Origin of the sequence: Algibacter sp. TI.3.09 (assembly GCF_038154905.1) — a bacterium.
Taxonomy (GTDB): Bacteria; Bacteroidota; Bacteroidia; order Flavobacteriales; family Flavobacteriaceae; genus Algibacter.
In genome coordinates this window covers 640300-662132 of sequence record NZ_JBAKAN010000001.1, presented here as the reverse complement: position 1 = coordinate 662132, position 21833 = coordinate 640300, and the positions used below count along the sequence as shown (strand labels likewise).

The following is a 21833-nucleotide window of genomic DNA, read 5'->3' as shown; positions in this document are numbered from 1 at the left end:
CTTCAATTTAAAATTTTAATCTTCAATCGCTTCGTAAATTAAACGCTGAATTTCTGTTCTAATATTTTCTTTTAACAACAAGTTTTTACCTGCATTTGGGTAGGTTCTATTTGCTAAAAACACATATACAATTTCTTTATCTGGGTCTGCCCAAGCATAAGTTCCTGTAAAACCAGAATGCCCAAAACTCTTCATAGATAAACAACCACATGTTGGTCCTACTGTTCCTAATTGAGGTTTATCAAAACCAATTCCTCTTCTGTTATTTTGAGCTTCAAAATAACGCGTATTAAACTTATCTACGGTTTCTTCTTTTAAATAACGCTTTCCGCCGTAATACCCTTTCTGCAAATACATTTGCATAATTTTCGCAACATCGTTGGCATTACTAAAAACACCCGCATGACCGCCAATACCATCTTGCATAGCAGCTCCCATGTCGTGCACATAACCATGTACTTTTTGAAAACGATAATAATTATCCTCTTCGGTAGGTACAATTTTTTTACTACTTATTTTATGGTACGGATTATACATGGTGTTATTCGCACCTAACGACTCATAAAAATGAGCTTGCGTTAATTGCTCTAACGTTCTGTCGTAATACTCTTCAATAAATTTCTTTAGAATATAATAAGGAAAGTCACTATAACGGTATCTCAAACGATCTAGCAATTCTGAATCTTTAATTATCTTCGGAATAGAATCTTGATAATCAGTTCTTAAAAACAAGTTTTTAGCCACTTCAACATTAAATTCTGGACTTCTAATTTTTCTATAATATTTTGCACTTGGGCGCTTAGTTACCGTATCTAAAGTATGATAATAGAAGGGTTCCCATGGACGTAATTGCGCATAATGCGAAAGCATCTTCTTGAAAGTTACATTCTCTTTATTAGACCCTTTATATTCAGGTAAAACTTCTACTAATTTAGTATCTAGCGAAATAACGTTTTGTTCTTCTAACTCCATTACCAAAGGCAAGGTTGCTAATATTTTTGTTAGAGATGCTACATCGTAAATATCATCAAAACCCACTTTTTCCTTTCCGCTATAGGTATGTTTTCCAAAATTTTTATTGTAAATAACTTTTCCTTTTCTAGCAACCAAAAGTTGAATTCCGGGTGTCATTTTATTATTTACAGCATAATTAGCGATAGAATCTATTCTGTTTAATTTTTCAGAATTCATTCCCACACGCTCCGGAACGGTATAACCTAAACGTTTTATAGCCTCACTATCTATACCTTCGCCAGCATTATAAAACTGACCAATAGAAACAGGAAGTGTTCCTTTTGCAGGAATAGCTCCAAAAATAAGTTGTGCAGATTTTTGTTGTGCAATAGCACTGTTTTGGTAACTTACTATAACACTCTCAATATTTGCCATTGTTCTTAAATCGGCAAGTGCGTAAGGCTTAACAAACACATCTAAAATTACGTTGTGCGATCTAGAAATTTCGTGTAACCAACCAATCTCTTTTTCTGTAAACTTATAGTTTTTCCATGGGTTGGCGTTAGAGCGATGTAAACCAACAATAACAGTGTTATAAGGTTCTAACCTTCCCATTAATTCTTCTAAATCATTTCCTTTTACGGCATGTACTTTACCATACTTTTTAAGTTCATTAAAAAATACATCACCAGAATCGTCACCTAAATTAACATAAGCTATCGATTTAATTTCCAACTTTTTTAAAGGGACTAAGTTATTCTCGTTTTTAACAACAGTAATGGCATTTTCTAGTAGTTCTTCATATAAAATATCATCTTCTGGTCTATTTAAATCTTTTCCAAGATTCTTTAAACTAATTGGTTTATAATTCTGTAAACCAACTTTGTACTTAGCCATTAAAATCTTTTTAACCGAAAGTTCTAATCGTGCTTCTGTAATTTCACCTCTATTATAAGCTTCTTTAATTTTAGAAATACCAATACTTACATTTTCAGACATTAGCATCACATCGTTACCAGCTTTAAAAGCAGCTAAATCAATATCGCCCGTTTCATCAAAATCGGCAGCCCCTTTCATAGTTAAGGCATCAGTAAAAATAAGACCTTTAAAGCCTAATTTCTCCTTTAAAACATTGGTAACAATATGTTTTGATAAAGATGAAGGCACACCAGAATTATCTAAACCAGGTACATTTAAATGCGCCACCATAACACTAGAAAGTCCTTCGGTAATTAATTTTCTATATGGATATAACTCTATAGAATCTATGCGTTTTTCATTAAAACTAATAGTTGGTAATGTTAAATGTGAATCTTGATCGGTATCGCCATGACCAGGAAAATGTTTTGCATTAGCCAAAACTCCAGCGCCTTGCATTCCTTTCATGAAAGCAGAAGCCTTACGAGTAACATTATCTCGGTCTTCACCAAAAGAACGGTTACCAATAATTGGGTTTTTAGGGTTAGTATTAATATCTACAACAGGTGCAAAATTAAAGTGCACACCTAAACGTTTGCAATGTTCGCCAATATATCGACCAGCTTCTTCAACTAATTTATCATCTTTAATGGCTCCAAGCGTCATGTTCCAAGGAAAAGCATAAGTAGAATCTAAACGCATACTTAAACCCCATTCGGCATCCATACCAACTAAAAGTGGGATTTTTGATATCGCTTGCAGTTGATTATTAAGTTTAGCCTGACGGTATGGTCCGCCATTAGAATATATTATACCACCAATATGGTTGTTTCTTACTAAATTTTCGACCTTAACTTTTGTTGCAGCACTTTGGCTAGACATGACCTGAACCATGTACAATTGCCCTATTTTTTCGGATAAGGATAGTGAAGAATACACACTATCTACCCATTTGTGTTGAGCTTGAGGGTTGGTTGTTTCTAAGGGGTTTTTAGAATTTTGACCATAAATAGAAAGTACTGAAAACAGACAAACTACGATAAATTTTATATGACGCATAAAAAGAATTAATTAAGAAATTACTAGTCGTTTAATACAATACTAATAATCATGCCAAAATAATACTTTTAAAAAGAAGATGAAAAGACTTTAAGATAGATTTATACAGAAGTTTGTAACAGATTTTAAATTTAAGTTGAAGCAAAGCTGTTTAATCTATTTTAAAGCCTAAATAAAATATTGAATTAATCACCATCATTATCTGTAGTTGTGATAATAATAGATAAAATACTACGTACATCTACATTAAATAAAACACCTAACTCACCAAGTTTTTCGTGTAAATTTTTAACCTCTTCTGGATTACTTGTAATAGCCGTATAAAAATTAGTCGGTATGCCGTCAATAACTGCATAAACTTCTGCTATTTTGGCTTCTACAGCATTGTTTAAATCATCATTGTCTATTGTAGCGAATACATAATCTGAAATACCTAAACCATTTGGATTAAAATAAATCGCCTCTAAACTTTTAATATTATTTTCGAGAATAGCTAATGAAGTATGACTAAAGTAAGCTTGTGAAATTTCTGGATTTACATTCTCAGAATTCTCTAAACCTGCAGGCTTACCTATTTTAGTGATTTTGGCATTATCAATCAAATTAAATAAACCGTTGTATAGTAAATTGAACGATCCTTTTATTCCTGTTTCTTGATTAGCTATAAAGGTTGAAGCATAAGCACCAGAGTTTGCAGTACCCCAAATACCCTGAAGTCTTTCCGATTGCGCCTTTAATTCAGAAGCCGCATATTTTAAATAATTTCTTCTTTTTTCAGATGAAACAAAAGCAGCATTAACCGTTGCTAAATCGTCGCCAAAAAGCAAATATTCTAAGCCTGAAAGTGTTTTTATTTGTGGACTCAATCTTAATACAAGCGCTTCATCTACAACTTCGTTATTAATCAAAATGTTTTCTATAGCCGTTGGTAATGTTGGCCAATTGAATAAAGCCTGATGCATAAACTGACCACGAACATCTCCAATATTAAAAGCATAAATATTCCCATACGCTTTCGCGGAAACTTGCCACTGCACACGTAAAGCTTCTAAATTAAATTCTGTAGAAGCTGCTAAATAGGTTTCTACAGCTGTATTTAAATTAACACTTTCTGAAACAAAATAATCTACAGCAGGTAGAATATTCTGGTTAACAACATCGGTTAAAAGTAAATCGACTTTAAACGATGCTTTTGTATTATCGTCCGACGAGTTACAAGTGAAAAGTAAAAAAGACAGAAATAATATTGATAAATTTCTCATGTTTTTAATAGTGTTTTAGTTTTAATATGAAACTAATAAATAAGTCGTTTTTTTAAAGTGAATTCACAAAACTGATAAGGTTTTCACGGTCATCAACCGAAAGATTTTTAAAATCTTCTCTTATATCTTCTGCTTCTCCACCATGCCATAGTATAGCTTCTTCAATATTTGCGGCTCTACCATCATGCATTAAATTAGTATGGCCATTTACTGTGGAAATAAGACCAATACCCCAAAGCGGTTGTGTTCGCCATTCATTTCCAGTTGCTAAATAATCGGGTCTATTATCTGCCAAATCATCTCCCATATCATGTAATAAAAAGTCAGAATATGGTTTTATAGTTATATTTTTAAGATAATCACTTGCCGCTTCTGTACCCGTTTTTTGATTAATAGCGTGGCAACCAATACAATTTAATGAAGAGAAAAGTGCTTTACCTTTCAGTACGTTTTCATCCTTATAATTTCGTCTATTAGGTACTGCTAAATGCGCCTGATAAAATAACATTTTATCTAATTGTACATCGGTAACTTCTGGAGTACCACCATTAATAGCATCGGCACAATCTTGCTGTGGTGACGGACAATTAGAATCTGAAAATAATGATGTGGTTAAGCCCATATCTCCATGTAAGGCCGCAGCAACTTGCTGTTTTAATGTAGGCGCATTGGCTTTCCAGCCGTATTTACCTAAATCTCTCTCGTTTATATCATAATTATAAACATAATTTGCACGACCAGAAATACCATCGTTATCACTATCGGCTTCATCTTCAAACTTTGTAATTTCTTCATCTGGCAAAGCACTAATTAAACCTAAACCAATAGTTTGCTGTGCTACTCTAGGAGACATTAGCACACCAGAAAGAGAACCAAAGGCTTCTTGAGAAAAACTATAAATTGGTTTTTGTAATTGATAAGACGTTCCGTCGGCATATTCTCCATCAATAATTTCGTAGGTTACATTAACTTTCGCTTCAAACGGAATACCATTATTTGCTCGATCTTGAAGTTGAGTTCCATAGCCCAAAACAGGCAAAGCATCTCCATTACTATCTTGTCCCGGCATACTTATACGCATTAAAAAGCCACTAGAATCTTCACCATTAACAAAAGCTTTACCACGACCATCTTTAAAGTGACAGGTTGCGCAAGCTCTTGCATTAAATGTTGGGCCTAAACCATCTCGACCTGTTGTAGATGCTGGCGAGGATACCCAAGTTTGATTAAACAAGGAGTTACCTGTAGCAAATTCGGCTTGCTCAACAAATGATAATCCACTGATTTCGAAACCAAAAGCATTGTTACTTGTTGAATTAACTCCTAAATCACCAGTAAGAAACTCTTCACCTTCTTCATATTCAATTTTAGATGTAGCCGTATAATCATCATCGGAACAACTGTATAAGCAAGTTATAATTATGGAAATAAGTACGATTTTCAGTTTCATTTTAATCATGATTTTAAATAGCAAAATCCCGAATGTATAATTCGGGATTTCACTTTAAAAATGGGGTGTTATTCTATAAATTAATTCCTATTACAGTTGCCGATGCACTAATCTCATCTGCCCAATCTTGTAAAGCAACAACACTTTGCATCACTACACCAAAGTTAGCATCTGTAGAGTTTTCTAATGCTATTAGATAATCAAAAGGTTCGCTATTATTAGCTATTGCATTTACTTTTTCCATAGCCTCGTCTGCCGCATCTTTTAACTTTTCAGCTTGAGCTGCATCTTTTTCTTTTACTAAATCGTAAAAAGAATCTCCAGAGACATTACCATAAGCTCCAAAAACTACGTTATAAACACCTTGCGCATTTGCCCAAATATCTTTGTGCGTATTATCACTAAAGCATGAATGCTCATCTTCTTGCCCTAATCCATCAATACCATCTGTAGAATCTACAGGAGCGATTATACGTTCCGAGCTTAACTCGTCACCAGCAATAAAGAAAGCACCGTTAATAAATTGCTTTAACGCAACATCTTCATCTAAAGCTTCAAAAACAGTTCTATAAGCACCATTTGGAGCCCAAGTTGTAGTTAATGCATTTAAATCGTTTACTAGTAAATCGGTAGCAGCTTGTAAATAATCAGCTCTACGATCTGCATCATCTGCGGTAGTATAATCGGTATACTCACGTTGTCCAGGTAAATCTTCACTTGGTAAAGTATTGTCTTGCCCCCAAAGTAAAAACTCTATGGCATGCCACCCTGTACTGATAGATTTATCGGTGGTTTCTTCATTTAAAGAAGCTAAAGTCGCTTCATCTATAGTTACAGTAGTATCAGAAATAATACTTGTAAAACTACCTGCGTAAGCTTCTGTTCCAGATGCGACATAATCAATATAACTTTCGTCTATTGGCCAAGCATTAAGTTGTCCTTCATTACCAACACTCCAAGCTTCATTTTCTGTATCTACAGGACCGTTGCATTCTCTATAAGCTTCGGTTTGCCCATAAATATCTCTAGCACTCAACCAAGCCGTTTTTGCTGCTGTAAAATTAGCATCAGTTGGTGTTTCTATAAAAACATCTACCGCAGTTTGTAACGACACGGCTCCTGTATAACTATCTAAATAAGATTGATAAACAAGATTGGCGTAGTTTTCAATAACAGCAGACTTTTCGATGTTTTCACTTGTGTCTCCTCCATCATCATCACTAGAACAAGATGCTACAAAAAGTGTTAACGTAAAAAGATAAAGTGGGTTAAATAATTTGAATTTCATAATTTATTTTTATTTAGACTTGATATAAATAGAATTGCAAATATATTTTCTTTTTAAAGAAATCAAAGCTTATTTAGATTAAATCTTAATAAAACATTAAAATAAAATGTTAACCTTTTTTAAATCAATCATTTAAAACATTTATTAAATCTTTAGAAGATATAGCACATTTACACCAATCACTTCTACCCCAGTAATGATTTACCAAATCAAAAAAGTTTAATTAATAAATACACTTTTTCGTAAAAACAAAACTCTTCTACACCTCTGAATTTAATAGATTTAGCAGTAATAATATTTAACTAATTAATAAACATTATATAACATATCATATTGTTTTAAATACGTTATTTACCACCAAAATAAAAAAACAACCAGACCAACATTATCAATGGATTTTTCTACAGTAGTTATTTATCTTGGCTTTACATTAGCCGCCTATTCTGTAATAGGTAATGATACCATCCAAACGTTAGGGACTTTTCTAAGCTCTAATGAACGAAAAAAATGGTGGGTGTTGTGGCTTTATGCAGGTGGTATTCTAACATTTACCCTTATCTATGGTTACATTACTCATGACGGCGATGTCTCTTATGGACGTTTAGAAAAATACCCTATGCCAAACCCGTTTTCATGGTATTATATATTACCTCCTATTATTTTAATGATACTTACGCGTACCGGAATTCCTGTAAGCACATCATTTTTAATTCTTACGTTTTTTAACCAAAAGAATTTAACAGATATGGTTTTAAAATCCGTTTCTGGTTATGCGGTTTCTTTTGTTGCCGCCATTATTTTGTATTTGGCCATATCTAAAGTACTAGAGAAAAAATTTATAGAAAACTCAATTACAGCAAAAGAAAACCAAATATGGACCGCTTTACAATGGGGTTCTACCGGTTTTTTATGGTCGCAATGGCTTATTCAGGATTTTGCCAATATTTATGTTTACTTACCAAGACAACTCGAATTATGGCAGTTAATATTCTCGTTAATTATTATATTAGTGATGCTCGCTTTTATTATCGCGAAAAAAGGAGGCGCCATACAAGGTATCATTAAATCTAAAACCAACACGGTAGATTTAAGGTCTGCTACCCTTATAGATTTTACATACGGTATTATTTTATTCTACTTTAAGGAGTTAAATAATGTGCCAATGAGTACCACCTGGGTATTTATAGGTATTCTGGCCGGTAGAGAAATTGCCTTAAACTACATGCTTAGAAAAAATGAACCTAGAAGAGCTATGTTTAGTAATTTAGGTATGGATTTGTTTAAAGTTTTTATAGGCCTTGTAGTGAGTATTGTTCTAGTTTATGCTGTAAAATATTTAGCAACGCTATAACCTTACTTTCATTTAAAATTAAAACATAACCCTAATCGTTAAAAAGATGAAAAGCATATTATTTCCAACAGATTTTACAGAATTATCCTTAAATGCTTTTACATATGCTATGGAATATGCACAAAAGTCTAATTCAAAGCTAATTGTGTATCACACTTATACCGCGGGAGATCCTTTAAATGAAGATGCTCAGGCTGTTTACAATAAAGTAGATATACAGAACTTTAGAAGTAAAAAGGATAAATTCCCTCCATTTGAAAAACTTATTAAAAACAGTAAAGCAGGAAATTTAAACGTAAAATATGTTGTAGATGAAGGTACTTTTGTAGAGTCTTTAAAAAAATACATTATAAAAAAAGAAGACAAGATTGACTTGATTATTATGGGCACACAAAGTAGCCAAAATAGCCTGTTTAACATTTTTATGGAAACTAATACCATTAAAATATTAGAAGAAATTAGCAAACCCGTTATTGCCGTGCCAGAAAAAGCTGTTTTCGATGGTTATTTGGATAATATTGTTTTTCTTGTAGATTATAAAGAAGATGAAATTATTCCGTTAGGAGATGTTATCGAAAAATCTCAAGAATTCAATTCAAAACTACATGTTATTCATTTCGATTTAGCACATGTAGAATCAATTTCTCCTTTAATGGAAACCTTCAAGCAATCGTTAGATTTAGCTCACCTTAGTAACGTAGAGTTTATTTCTATAGATTCCATTAACCTGAAGAAATCGTTAACAGAATACTGCATTAACAACAAAATAGATATGGTTTGCTTAATAAACCATAAACGGAATTTTTACCAACGTCTATTCTCTTTTAGTTTAACTGAAGATTTGCTAAACAATTTCGACATCCCGATAATGGCAATTTATCGCGACTAACAAAATATAATCCATAAAAAAAGCTCTAAAATTTTTAGAGCTTTTTTTATTCTATAATACCAAGTAAATAATCTTTACTCAATTAAATCAATATGTCTGTCGTGATAGCCTAACAAGTATAAAACACCATCTAAACCAATGCTAGATATAGAACTTTGTGCATTATCTTTTACTTTAGGCTTCGCATGAAATGCAATCCCTAACCCCGCTAAATTAAGCATAGGTAAATCGTTGGCACCATCGCCTACCGCAATAGTTTGGCTAATATCAATACCTTCTTTTGCGGCTATTTCTTTTAAGTATTCTGCTTTTTTATTACCGTCAACAATATCTCCTAAATAGCCACCAGTTAACTTACCATCTACAATTTCTAATTGGTTAGCATAAACATAGTCCATACCTAATTCTTTTTTCAAATACTCACCAAAATATGTGAATCCTCCTGAAAGAATTGCTGTTTTAAAACCGTAACTTTTTAATGTATCAATTAAGCGACGAGCACCTTTAGTAATTGGTAAATTTACAGCAACATCTTGCAAAACTTCTTCGCTTAAGCCTTTTAAAAGCTTCATACGTTGTTTAAAACTTTCGTTGAAATCAATTTCCCCTTGCATAGCCGATTCTGTAATAGCTTTTACTTCATCACCAACACCAGCAAGTTCTGCCAACTTATCAATAACTTCAGCCTGTATCAGCGTAGAATCCATATCGAAACAAACTAAACGACGGTTTCTACGGTAAATATTATCTTCCTGAAAAGCGATATCAACATCGAGATCATTAGAAATTTGCATAAACTTCGCAGTAATTTCAGCTTTATTATCAATTTGACCACGAATGGAAAGTTGAATAGAAGCACGTGGATATTCAGATTGCTTTTTTAAAGATAAACGTCCTGTTAAACGTTTAATAGAATCAATATTTAAATTCTTTTCCGAAATTACTTTCGTTACTTCAGATATTTGTTTAGCTGCTAATTTTTCACCTAAAAGTGTTACGATGTAACGATCTTTTCCTTGAAGTGTAACCCAATCTTCATATTTATCTAAAGAAATTGGAGTAAACTTAGCCGAAATACCAAGCTCATAAGCCTTGAAAAGTAAATCTTTTAAAACGGCTGCCGATTTCTTTTTAGATTTTATTTCGAACAAAATACCGAGCGATAATGTATCATGAATATTGGCCTGACCAATATCTAAAACTTTTGCGCCATATTCGGCCAAAACGCCAGTTAAACTAGATGTTAAACCTGGTTTATCCTGTCCTGAAATATTTAATAAAACAATCTCTTTAGCCATAATTTAGTTTTTACTTTTTGAAAGATGTAAAAATCATTATTCTATTTGAATTATGAAAGTTTTTTATAGAATAATACACTTTGCCCTATTCTTGTAAAATATCACACTGTTTGAATAACAAAATGACATAAAAAAACACCCACAAATTTTAATTATTTGTGGGTGTTTAAATTTTACTTTACAAATCTACTATGCCAGCTTTCACTTGCCGGAACTTCCCAGTTTTCTTTAAACTCACCAACATTGGCAACTAAGTTATTGAAAACAATAGTATTTTTAGAAACCGCTTTGTCTTTTGCCATTTTACGGAAATCTGTTAATGTTTTATAAGCAACGTATTCACCTTGTTTATAAGACACATTCATTTTATCCATTAAATCGACGTTGTAATCCTTTTCTAATTGCTGAATAAAATGCACCGAAGCATCTATAGAACAACCTGTAGCCTGACTCATAGATTGGTTTACACCAATAACGATAAAGCGTTTATACTCTATAGTGTAACCCGATTGTAAATCGCTACCGTGTGCCGTCCAGTTTTCTATAAAAACATTAAGTTTGGCCTTAATTTCTTCTAGCTCTTGTTCGTTAAACGAACGATTGGCTTGGTATATCCAAACGCGTGATTCTGGTGGTAATATATTAAAATCTACTAGCATTATTTTTTCTTTATAAGATGAATAACGTTCGGGTTAATTAAGCCTAAACATCCTTCATTTATTAAATTGAATTATTTATAAACCTTGAGACTGTGCAATTAATTCTGCTATATCTAAAACGGTTATTTCACTTTCTTTTTCTTTCACTTTTACGCCATCGCTCATCATTGTCATACAATATGGACAAGCCGTTGCTATGATTTCCGGGTTAGTTTTAAGCGCATCTTCTGTACGAAGTTCGTTTATTTCCTTATCTCCTTTTTCTGCATCTTTAAACATTTGCGCACCTCCTGCTCCACAACATAATGCAGTCGATTTACTTCGTTTCATTTCGAGAAGATTTGCGTTTAATGTTGCCAATACATCACGTGGTGCATCATACTCTGAGTTTGCACGACCTAAATAACAAGGATCATGAAAAGTGATGCGTTTTCCATTAAACACCCCGTCTTTTATCTCTAATTTCTTAGATTCGATTAACTCTTTTATAAATTGTGTATGGTGTAAAACATCATATTTACCACCTAAACTTGGGTATTCATTTTTTAAGCAATTAAAAGAATGCGGATCGCAAGTTACAATACGTTTAACCTCGTAAGCATTTAAAACCTCGATATTCATCATGGCTTGCATTTGAAACAAAAACTCGTTACCTGCACGTTTTGCAACATCGCCTGTACAAGTTTCTTCGGTGCCTAAAACAGCAAAATTAACGTTGGCTTTATTTAATATTTTAACAAAAGCACGTGTTATTTTCTTGGCTCTATCATCATAACTTCCAGCAGAACCTACCCAAAATAAAATATCGGGTTGTTTGCCTTGAGCCATGAGTTCTTCCATGGTTGGTACGTTTAGTTGTTCGCTCATTTTTATTCTTTTATAAATTAAAATGGTTTATTTTAATTATTTGTGTTTATGTCTTCTTCTTCTATATCAAAATTTTCTCTTTTTAAACCCGCTAAATCTTTTTTTGAAACTCTAATGTATAAAGCATGTTTAAATGTGCCGTTTGTAAGTCGAACATTTTTATCATTACGAATTAAAAACGTTCTTCGGTAAGCCTCTTCTGATAGTTTTTCTATTTGAAACTCTGAGCAATAATCACAAAACACTTTTTTAACCTTAATTTCTGATGGATGACTATCGACATAGTCAATCGCAGCGTAAACCTTTATTTGTAATGAATCTTTTTGGTATCCAACCTGAGATTGAACCTGATTAAAACAAAATAAAGTTAAAATTAATATGATTAAAGCGTATCTCATTCATTATTTTTCATCTTTCCAATTCAAACGGTCCATTTGGTTGTATGGCCATGGAGCTCCGTTATTTTCAATATTGGTCATCATGTTATTAAGCTCTGTTGGTGCCGCACTTTGCTCCATAACTAAATAACGACGCATTTCAATAATTATTGATAATGGATCTATACTCACAGGGCAAGCCTCTACACAAGCGTTACAACTAGTACACGCCCAAATTTCTTCGTTTGTAATATAATCACCAAGTAACTGTTTACCATCATCTTTAAATTCACCATTGTTGGCATCGATGTTTTTACCAACTTCTTCTAGACGGTCACGCGTGTCCATCATTATTTTTCGAGGTGATAATTTTTTACCTGTTAAGTTTGCAGGGCATTCGCTAGTACAGCGTCCGCACTCGGTACATGTATAAGCATTTAATAAACTTACCCAACTTAAATCTTGCACATCACTAGCTCCAAATTTAGCAGGAACTTCATCGGCATCGCCTTCTGCTGGTGCAGCAAATGGATCGGCATTAGGATCCATCATTAATTTTACCTCATTAGTTACCGATTCTAAATTATTGAATTGGCCCTTAGGTGTTAATTTACCGTAAAACGTATTTGGGAACGCTAATAATATGTGTAAATGCTTTGAGAAATACAGGTAATTTAAGAAAATTAAAATACCGATAATATGTATCCACCAAGCACTACGCTCTATAAAATGCAACGTAGTTTCTGTTAAGCCAGAAAACATTGGCGCTATATATTGACTGATAACATTTCCGGAGTTTAAATCTTGAAAATGCAAATCTGTAGCATTCATTATTAAGAAAAGGCTCATTAAAACCATTTCGAAATACAGAATGATATTTCCATCGTTTTTTGGCCAGCTCGTCATTTCACTGTTCCAAAAACGTTGAATTTTAATAATATTTCTACGTATCCAAAATACAACTACAGATACAAAAACTAGACATGCTAAAACTTCAAAAGTCCCTATTAAAAAACCGTAGACAGATGTTGGTAAAACACTTAAACCTATACGGTGTGTACCAAAAAGTCCATCGATTATAATTTCTAGAACTTCAATATTTATAATTACGAAACCGACGTAAACCACAACGTGTAGAAATCCTGAAACAGGACGACGCACCATTTTGCTTTGCCCAAGAGCAATGCGTGCCATGTTTTTCCAGCGTTCGGGTTTGTTATCGCTAACATCAACATCTTGACCGAGGTTAATGTTACGGAATAATTTTTTTACATTTTTTGCAAAATATCCAATGCCACAAAATAAAATTATAGCGAATACTATGTTTGGTAAATATGTCATTTAAATCTTAGTTAGTTTCTGGTTCTTGGTATGGAATTTCTTTCTTAGAAAGAATTCTAGTGTAGCGGTTTGGGTGTAATTTAAAATCTAACAATAGAGACTCTAATTCTTCAGTTGCACCTTCTAAATTATTGTATAAATCGTCGTCTTTTAATAGTTTACCCATGGTACCTTCTCCCTTTTCTAGGTTTGCCATAATGTTTTCAAAACTCGCTAGTGTAGTTTCTAAATTCTTCATGGTCGCTGCTAAATCTGTTTTAGAAAGTTCTCCTGTCATTTTAGCCAAATCGTTACTTGCACTTTCAGCATTAGTTAAAACTGTAGTGATTTTAGATTGATTGGTTTGCATGATATTATTTAAAGCTTTTGAAGTGCCTTGAAAAGAATTCATGGTTTCACTCAAACTAGCCAAACTAGACTTTAAGTTTGCCTTTCCTTTTTCATCTAAAACATCATTTAAATTAGAAATTAAAGCATCGGCACTTGTAAGCATAATTTCAATTTTAGCTTGTAACGGTGTTAATTGACTTGCTAAGGCATCTGTTAAACCTGCTTTTATTTTCCCTGTTAACATAGCTCCATTTTCAGCTGTTCCTGCATTATCAAAAGCTGGTATAATAGCCACGGCTTTTCCGCCTATTAAACCTGTATCATACAATTGTGCAGTACTGTTTTTTGAAAATTCAAAATCATTATCCACCAATAATTCTACTAATAATTTACCAGAACCATCGCCTTTAAATTTCAAACTAATAACTTTTCCAACGTTAAGACCATTGATAGTTACAGGTGTTGCTGGTGCTAAACCTTCAACATTATCGTAAACTGCGTAGTAGGTTTTAGAACTATCTAATAGGTTTTGCCCTTTTAGGTAATTAAACCCAAATATGAAAAGGATAATTCCTAATAATACTAATATGCCTGTTTTTACTTCTCTAGATATTTTCAAATTGTATTTTCTTTAAATAACAAAGACAAATTTAAGATAATTTTAAAAAGAATGCTCTTATTTTCTGAATTACCTTTTTAATGCTTCAGTAAGACTTACTTTTTTACCATTCTTAAAAGCAACAACAAAACTAGACTTATAGCCTTTACTTTTTGCATCGCTCACTAATTGCTTTGTTTGTGTGTAGTTTGATGTAGAACCGTAATAATACTTGTATAAGTTACCTGTTTTTTCTTTAGAAATAGTAGATAAACCTTTAAAATTATAGGGTTTTGTTGCTATGGATTTTGAGCTTGCCGCTATTTGTACCTTAAAAGTAACGTCCTTATATATATCACTTGTTGAGACTGTTTCTACAACTTCATCTTCAAAAACAGTATGTGCAACATTTTGCTCTATGGACGCTTTGTATTGCAAAATAGCATCTGTAATAGCCTTAGACATATCTTGTTGTCCTTTTTTCGAATTTAAATACGCACCTTCTTTATTATTTGTTAAAAACCCCAACTCTACCAATACACTTGGCATTACGGTTTGGTGTAGCACAATAAAACCGGCTTGCTTAACACTTCTATCTTTTCGTTTTAATTTACCAACAAAATTACTCTGAATTAAACTTGCCAATTGAATACTTTGATCTAGATAATCTTCCATACCCATCATGATACTAATTGCCGATTCTGGCGAATTAGGATCGTATCCGGCGTAATTTTGGTGATAATTATCTTCTAATAGAATTACTGAGTTTTCCTTTTTGGCAACTTCAAAATTAGTATTATTTCTATGTAAACCTAAAACAAACGTACCTGCTCCGTAAGCTTGCGAAGTGTGAGAATCACAATGCACAGATACAAATAAATCGGCTTTCGCCTTATTCGCAATTTTACCACGCACAAATAAATCTATAAACTTATCTGCTTTACGGGTATAAATAACTTCAATATTTGGGTTTTTCTCTAAAGCACTCCCAATGGCTAAAACTACTTTTAATGCAATATCTTTTTCTTTATAACCATTTCCCATATTGCCGGGATCTTTACCGCCATGCCCTGCATCTAGTACAACTACGAACTTATCGCCGTCGCTATTTCCATTATTTGCATATGAAGAAAATGTTAATACTAATATAAAAGATACGAAAAGTAATAAGGTGTTCGTTTTCATGAGATAAATCAGATTGTGTTTTAAACCGGTGTATTAAAAATTACGGCTATTTTCAAAATAAAAAGCATGCCATTTTTAAAATAGTAACGATTAAAATACTCGGTTTAGTTTAATTTAAAATTTTTCTAAGAATATAAAACATTCACAGAAAAATATATGTAATTTTGGCTTTTCAAAAACCGAGCCATACTTTTACAAAAATACATTTAAAAGCGTTGCAGACAAACAACTTTAATATACTTTTTGCACTAAGTTTTACCATGTTTATTAACATGCTAAGCTTTGGGCAGGACATCAAAAAAAAGACGGATTCTATTAAACCTTCTGTTGAAAATCGGGTGACTATAAAAACCGATAGTGTACTAGCACCAATAATTGATGAAAAAGTTCAGGATTCCACTCAAACCGATTCTATTAAACCTAAAAAAGGCCTTTTAGAAAACAAAGTCGTTTATAGTGCCGTAGATTACACCACCTTCAATCAAATAAAGCATAAACTGTATTTATACAACCAAGCTAAAATTGATTATGGAGACATGAATATTTCTGCAGGAAGTATTACTGTAGACTATACAACAAATACTGTACGTGCTCGAGGTATTATTGATACTACAGGTGAATACACTCAAAAGCCTGTGTTTACCCAAGGAAGTAGCGTGGTAGAACCTGACTCTATTGTTTTTAATTCAAAATCTAAAAAAGCACTTATATATAATTCTAAAACCGAGCAAGGTGAAGGGACTGTAATTGCAAGCATTACAAAAAAGGAAAACGATTCGGTCTACTTTTTAAAGAACGCAAAATATACAACTGCTGAAAATCTTGAAGATCCAGATTATTATATTAAGCTTAGAAAAGCGAAAATTGTTCCTGGTAAAAAGATTGTAACTGGCTTAGCTAATCTATTTATCTATGATGTACCTACACCCATAGGTTTACCTTTTGCATTTTTCCCTCAAACAGAAACACATACATCTGGTATAATTTTACCAAGTTTTGGTGAGCAAAACGATAGAGGTTTCTTTTTACAAAACGGTGGATACTATTTTGCAATTAACGACAATGTAGATTTAACTGTTTTGGGAGATTATTATACCAACGGAAGTTATGGGCTAAGAGTTGAAAACACTTATGCCAAACGCTATAAATATAGAGGTAATTTAGCCTTTAGATATGAGAGCTTAATTACAAGTGAACTTGGTTTTTCCGATTATGCTAAAAACACCTTATACAACTTAAGATGGTCTCATAGTCAAGATTCCAAAGCTAATCCTAATTCACGTTTTTCTGCCTCGGTAAACCTTGGTAGTAGCAATTATTATAGCGGCTCTTTAAACCAGGTGAATATTGCAAACCGATTTAATAATACATTATCATCTTCGGTTTCTTACTCTAAAACTTTTCAAGGAGAACCACAAGTTAATGTTAGCTTAACAGCGACGCACTCGCAAAATACGCAAACAGAAACTATTAATATGACGTTGCCTACACTGCAAGGTAGTATTGGAAGAATGTATCCTTTTGCTCCTAAAACAGGTTCTAAAAAAGGGATTATTCAAAACATAAACTTCCAGTATAATTTACGTGGGGAAAACAGAATTGAAACTACAGATTCTTTATTCTTTAAAAAGGAAATGTTCGACGATGCCAAAGCAGGATTTCAACATAGTATTCCGTTAACAACAAACTTTAAGTTATTCAAATATTTTAGTATGAGTACTAGTGCAAACTTCAATGAAGTTTGGACCTTTAAAACTATTGATAAAAGTTTCGACACCACAACTAGAGAAACAGTTACGGAAACAGTAAACGGCTTCGATTCGTTTAGAACTTATAATTTTAGTACAAGTTTAGGAACTACCATTTATGGTATGTTCGATTTTGAAAAAGAAGGTAAAGACCCTAAAATACAGAAAATAAGGCACGTTATGCGTCCTGCTATTAGTTACAATATTAACCCTGCTTTCGATAAATATTATGATACTTACGAGGTTGTAAGTGCCGATGGAGAAACAAAAGAGGACGTGTCCTTCACCCGATTTGAAGAAAGCATATTCGGTACACCAGGTCAAACATTTTCTAGCTCTATGGGTATTTCATTATCCAATAATATAGAAGCTAAAGTACGCGATAAAGATAGTACGGCAACCGAGCCTAAAAAGGTGGTTTTACTTAATAACTTAAACTTTTCTACATCTTATAATTTTGCTGGAGACTCTTTACAATGGAGCCCAATAAGAATGAGTGGTGGTACACAACTTTTCGATAATCAATTAAGTTTAAATTTTGGAGCAACTTTAGATCCTTACGCTCTGGATAATAACAATAATAGAATTGATACTTTTAATGTTGATAACGGCGGAAGCTTATTTAGATTAACTAGCGCGAACATGACAGCTAGTTGGTCATTATCTAGTGATAAAAAAGGCAAAAAAGATTCTAAAGACGACGATAGAAATCGCGATGAAAACTTACAAGGTGGTGGTCGTGACGATGACATGTTTGGTGTATCTCAAGATTTCTCTAAACCCATCCCTAAAAAAGACGATGAAGATAAAGACACTAAGAGCGCTCTTTATCGCTATAAAATCCCATGGAGTTTACGCTTAGCTTATGCTGTAAATTACTCTAATTCCACAAGGCAAAACGAAATATCATCACACTCTTTAATGTTCTCTGGAGACATTCAATTATCAGATAAATGGTCTATTGGAGCATCATCTGGTTACGATGTTAAAAACAATGGCTTCACCTCTACTCAACTTCGTTTTGAACGTGATTTAGAAAGCTGGAGAATGAACTTGAGCTGGGTTCCTTTTGGAACGTATACCTCATGGAATTTCTTCATTGGTATAAAATCTAGCCTCTTACAAGATCTTAAATACGAAAAACGTAAATCGGCCGATACTCAATTATAAATTGAAGGTGCTATATTTTTGTTTACACAGAAATATATATTCATTATTTTTATAGTCGAACTTAATCGATTTTCAACCTTATAAATAATTTTACAGATGAAAAAAATAATCACAACTACCGAAGCTCCAGCACCCATAGGTCCATATAATCAAGCTGTTTTAACAGGAAACACATTATATACGTCTGGACAAATAGCTATTAACCCAGAAACTAGCGAGCTTGTTTTAGAAAATATTAAAGCTGAAACTACACAAGTAATGAATAACCTGAAAGCCGTGTTAAAAGCTGCTGATATGACTTTTGAAAACGTTATTAAATCGACTATTTTTATTAGTAATATGGACGATTTTGTAAACATCAATGAAGTTTACGGAAGTTATTTTGACGATGCTACTGCACCTGCACGCGAAACCGTACAAGTGGCTAGATTACCTAAAAATGTAAATGTAGAAATTAGTGTTATCGCAATAAAATAGATAACACCATTAGATTTTAAAGCGCATACTTATCCAACAACTCTTTTAGTTTTGGTAATTCAAGAGGTTTTGCTAAAAATTCATTAGCACCTGCTTCTTTTGCGCTTTCAATATCTTCTTCAAAAGCACTTGCTGACACCGCTATAATTGGTGTTTTATGCTGTTGATACTTTTTAGTTTTTATAATCTCACGGGTGGCTTCATACCCATCCATATCTGGCATATAGATATCCATAAAAATCATATCGAAATCTAATATTTTATAAAGTTCTACAGCTTCTAAACCGTTTTTCGCAAACGTACAATCGGCACCTTGCTTCTCAAGTAAAAACTTAATTACTTTTTGATTCATTCTATTATCTTCCGCAACCAACACATTAAATTTAGCATGAAGCGCAGGTGTTGCTTCTTCAACCATTTTAATATTAAGCGTCTTTTTTAATTGAAGGCTAAAATAAAAGGTAGACCCTTCGTTCTCTTTACTTTCAAGCTTTAAGGTTCCGCCCATGAGCTTAACCAACTTTCTCGAAATGGAAAGCCCTAAACCTGCTCCGCGATAATCTTTAATAATAGAAGCCGGAATACTAGTGTCATCATCAAAAAAGCGCTTAACTTCATCAGATCGCATCCCTACTCCTGTATCTTTTACATAAAAAGTTACAATTTGTTCATGATCTATACCTACGGTTTGATCTATTATAATCGAAATCTTCCCTGCATTAGTAAATTTAATAGCGTTATTTATCAAATTAATTAATACCTGTTGTATTCTAGAAGAATCGCCGTATACTAGAGATTTATCTTTTTCTTCAAATAAAAATTTAAAATCGAATTCTAATCCTTTTTCCCAAGCTTGGTATTCAAATACTTTAAATAGGTTACCTAAATCTTGTTTTAAGTCTATAGCAATAAAATTCAGCTTCACATCAGCACTATCCACTTCCGCATTATCCGTAACCATTTTCACCAATTGCAATAAATGCATCGATGAGAACTCTGCAATTTCTACCTGAGCGACCTGGTCACCATCCAAATTGGTTTGTTTAAGCATATTTAACATACCTAAAACCGTGTTAAGTGGTGTACGCACCTCATAACTCATGTTGGCTAAGTAAATTGATTTGTGCTCAGCTAAATTTTCAGATTTCTCTAGATCTCTTTTTAATTCCTTTATTCTAGATGTTAAATTTTCTTTTATTACTTCATTCTTCAATAAACTCTTTAAAAAGAATTGTAAAGCAAAAACCTGAATAACAGCAACTACGAAAAGAAATAAGGCTGCTAATTCAGCATAAATTTTATCATCAACAAAAAGGTAACCAATTATTAAAATAGCCGCAATAGAAGTGAAAATTGAAAAAGATAATTTCTTTTTTACGGTAATATACTTTACAGACTCCGGGATAAAATTCATTTATAATTGGCAGGTTAACAAATCAAAAAATATATTGATTAAAACACTAATATAATTAATTAGTGACTCATAGTTATATTCTTTTTGTTTAAATTTAAATTTTCTTTTAATAATTTTCAATAAAATACAATCGATAGTAATGCGCATAGAAAACGAAATAAAATTAGGCTTTAAAGATGTTATGTTCCGCCCGAAACGATCAACTTTAAAAAGCCGATCGGAAGTAAGTTTAGAGCGTGAATTTAAATTTTTACACAGTACTACAGTTTGGAACGGCATCCCGATTATGGCTGCTAATATGGATACGGTGGGCACTTTTGAAATGGCCAAAGCACTTGCTAATAAAGGACTTTTTTCTGCCATACATAAACATTACACCATTCCGGAATGGAAAGCATTTTTATCTTCTATTTCAGAAAAACACTTAAATCATATTGCTGTTAGCACAGGTATCGGTAAAAACGATTCTGAAAAACTTGCGGCCATATTTAAAATAAATCCAGAACTGAAATTTATCTGTATCGATGTCGCAAATGGCTATTCGGAATATTTTGCAGATTTTGTAAAAAGCACTCGAAAACAATATCCAGATAAAGTTATTATTGCTGGCAACGTTGTTACTGGCGAAATGGTAGAAGAACTAATTCTATCTGGTGCCGATATAGTAAAAGTTGGTATTGGTCCAGGGTCTGTTTGTACAACTCGTGTAAAAACCGGTGTTGGTTACCCACAACTTTCAGCTATAATAGAATGTGCCGATGCTGCTCACGGATTAGGCGGACACATTATTAGTGATGGTGGTTGCACAACTCCTGGTGATATTGCCAAGGCTTTTGGAGCAGGAGCCGATTTTGTTATGTTAGGCGGTATGCTTGCCGGACATGATGAAAGTGGTGGTGATATAATTGAAAAAAACGGCAAACAATTCCGTAAATTTTATGGTATGAGTTCTTCCACGGCTATGGACAAACATGTTGGTGGTGTTGCAGAATATCGCGCTAGTGAAGGCAAAACAGTCGAAGTGCCTTATAAAGGCCCTGTAGATATTACTTTACAAGATATTTTGGGTGGTTTACGCAGTACTTGTACCTATGTTGGTGCTTCTCGATTAAAGGAACTCACTAAACGTACTACTTTTATTAGAGTTAACGAGCAAGAAAATAGATTTTACAATCATTAACATGACATGGTTCCAAAA

17 protein-coding genes are annotated in these 21833 nt (G+C 33.0%); 5 read left to right on the top strand and 12 right to left on the bottom strand.

Features of this window, described 5'->3' with window-relative positions; genetic code table 11:
• Positions 1 to 15 precede the first annotated feature (15 nt).
• The 4 genes from V6246_RS02495 to V6246_RS02480 all read right to left on the bottom strand — a co-directional run bounded on the left by V6246_RS02495 (position 16) and on the right by V6246_RS02480 (position 6931).
• Positions 16 to 2931, bottom strand: a complete 2916-nt coding sequence (locus tag V6246_RS02495; RefSeq protein ID WP_341558815.1) for a glycoside hydrolase family 3 N-terminal domain-containing protein — start codon at positions 2929 to 2931, stop codon at positions 16 to 18.
• 185 nt (positions 2932 to 3116) lie between these two features.
• A complete protein-coding gene (locus V6246_RS02490; protein WP_341558814.1) occupies positions 3117 to 4193 on the bottom strand; it encodes an imelysin family protein in 1077 nt (358 codons plus the stop codon).
• A gap of 52 nt (positions 4194 to 4245) precedes the next feature.
• A complete protein-coding gene (locus V6246_RS02485; RefSeq protein ID WP_341558813.1) occupies positions 4246 to 5643 on the bottom strand; it encodes a di-heme oxidoreductase family protein in 1398 nt (465 codons plus the stop codon).
• 73 nt (positions 5644 to 5716) lie between these two features.
• Positions 5717 to 6931, bottom strand: a complete 1215-nt coding sequence (locus tag V6246_RS02480) for an imelysin family protein (protein ID WP_341558812.1) — start codon at positions 6929 to 6931, stop codon at positions 5717 to 5719.
• A 391-nt stretch (positions 6932 to 7322) separates the two neighbouring features.
• On the opposite strand from V6246_RS02480, the gene V6246_RS02475 reads away from it, so the two are divergent.
• Entirely contained in the window at positions 7323 to 8282 is a 960-nt protein-coding gene (locus V6246_RS02475) for a hypothetical protein (RefSeq protein WP_341558811.1), read from the top strand.
• Between the two features lie 46 nt (positions 8283 to 8328).
• Entirely contained in the window at positions 8329 to 9171 is an 843-nt protein-coding gene (locus tag V6246_RS02470; protein WP_341558810.1) for a universal stress protein, read from the top strand.
• Positions 9172 to 9245: 74 nt separating this feature from the next.
• Here the strand turns inward: V6246_RS02470 and serB are convergent, their stop codons facing one another.
• The 7 genes from serB to V6246_RS02435 form a co-directional block, all read right to left on the bottom strand.
• Positions 9246 to 10469, bottom strand: coding sequence for a phosphoserine phosphatase SerB (gene serB / locus V6246_RS02465; protein ID WP_341558809.1), 1224 nt, complete (start codon positions 10467 to 10469; stop codon positions 9246 to 9248).
• Between the two features lie 173 nt (positions 10470 to 10642).
• Positions 10643 to 11128 (bottom strand): hypothetical protein, encoded by a 486-nt coding sequence (locus V6246_RS02460; protein WP_042494888.1) that lies wholly within the window; start codon positions 11126 to 11128, stop codon positions 10643 to 10645.
• 75 nt (positions 11129 to 11203) lie between these two features.
• A complete protein-coding gene (locus V6246_RS02455) occupies positions 11204 to 11995 on the bottom strand; it encodes a (Fe-S)-binding protein (protein WP_133965779.1) in 792 nt (263 codons plus the stop codon).
• Between the two features lie 32 nt (positions 11996 to 12027).
• Positions 12028 to 12393 carry a hypothetical protein gene (locus tag V6246_RS02450; protein ID WP_341558808.1) on the bottom strand — a complete coding sequence of 122 codons (366 nt, stop codon included), beginning with the start codon at positions 12391 to 12393 and terminating at the stop codon, positions 12028 to 12030.
• A 3-nt stretch (positions 12394 to 12396) separates the two neighbouring features.
• Positions 12397 to 13713, bottom strand: coding sequence for a (Fe-S)-binding protein (locus V6246_RS02445; RefSeq protein WP_341558807.1), 1317 nt, complete (start codon positions 13711 to 13713; stop codon positions 12397 to 12399).
• Between the two features lie 7 nt (positions 13714 to 13720).
• Positions 13721 to 14662 (bottom strand): MlaD family protein, encoded by a 942-nt coding sequence (locus V6246_RS02440; RefSeq protein ID WP_341558806.1) that lies wholly within the window; start codon positions 14660 to 14662, stop codon positions 13721 to 13723.
• Positions 14663 to 14731: 69 nt separating this feature from the next.
• Entirely contained in the window at positions 14732 to 15826 is a 1095-nt protein-coding gene (locus V6246_RS02435; protein WP_341558805.1) for an N-acetylmuramoyl-L-alanine amidase family protein, read from the bottom strand.
• Between the two features lie 164 nt (positions 15827 to 15990).
• Here V6246_RS02435 and V6246_RS02430 point away from each other — a divergent pair, with 164 nt between their 5' ends.
• Positions 15991 to 18744 (top strand): putative LPS assembly protein LptD, encoded by a 2754-nt coding sequence (locus tag V6246_RS02430; RefSeq protein ID WP_341558804.1) that lies wholly within the window; start codon positions 15991 to 15993, stop codon positions 18742 to 18744.
• Between the two features lie 96 nt (positions 18745 to 18840).
• Positions 18841 to 19221, top strand: coding sequence for a RidA family protein (locus tag V6246_RS02425; protein WP_341558803.1), 381 nt, complete (start codon positions 18841 to 18843; stop codon positions 19219 to 19221).
• A 16-nt stretch (positions 19222 to 19237) separates the two neighbouring features.
• Here the strand turns inward: V6246_RS02425 and V6246_RS02420 are convergent, their stop codons facing one another.
• On the bottom strand, positions 19238 to 20635 hold the full coding sequence (locus V6246_RS02420; protein ID WP_341558802.1) for a response regulator: 1398 nt from the start codon (positions 20633 to 20635) through the stop codon (positions 19238 to 19240).
• A 139-nt stretch (positions 20636 to 20774) separates the two neighbouring features.
• On the opposite strand from V6246_RS02420, the gene V6246_RS02415 reads away from it, so the two are divergent.
• Complete coding sequence (locus V6246_RS02415) at positions 20775 to 21815, top strand: GMP reductase (RefSeq protein WP_341558801.1); 1041 nt, start codon at positions 20775 to 20777, stop codon at positions 21813 to 21815.
• Positions 21816 to 21833: the final 18 nt, after the last annotated feature.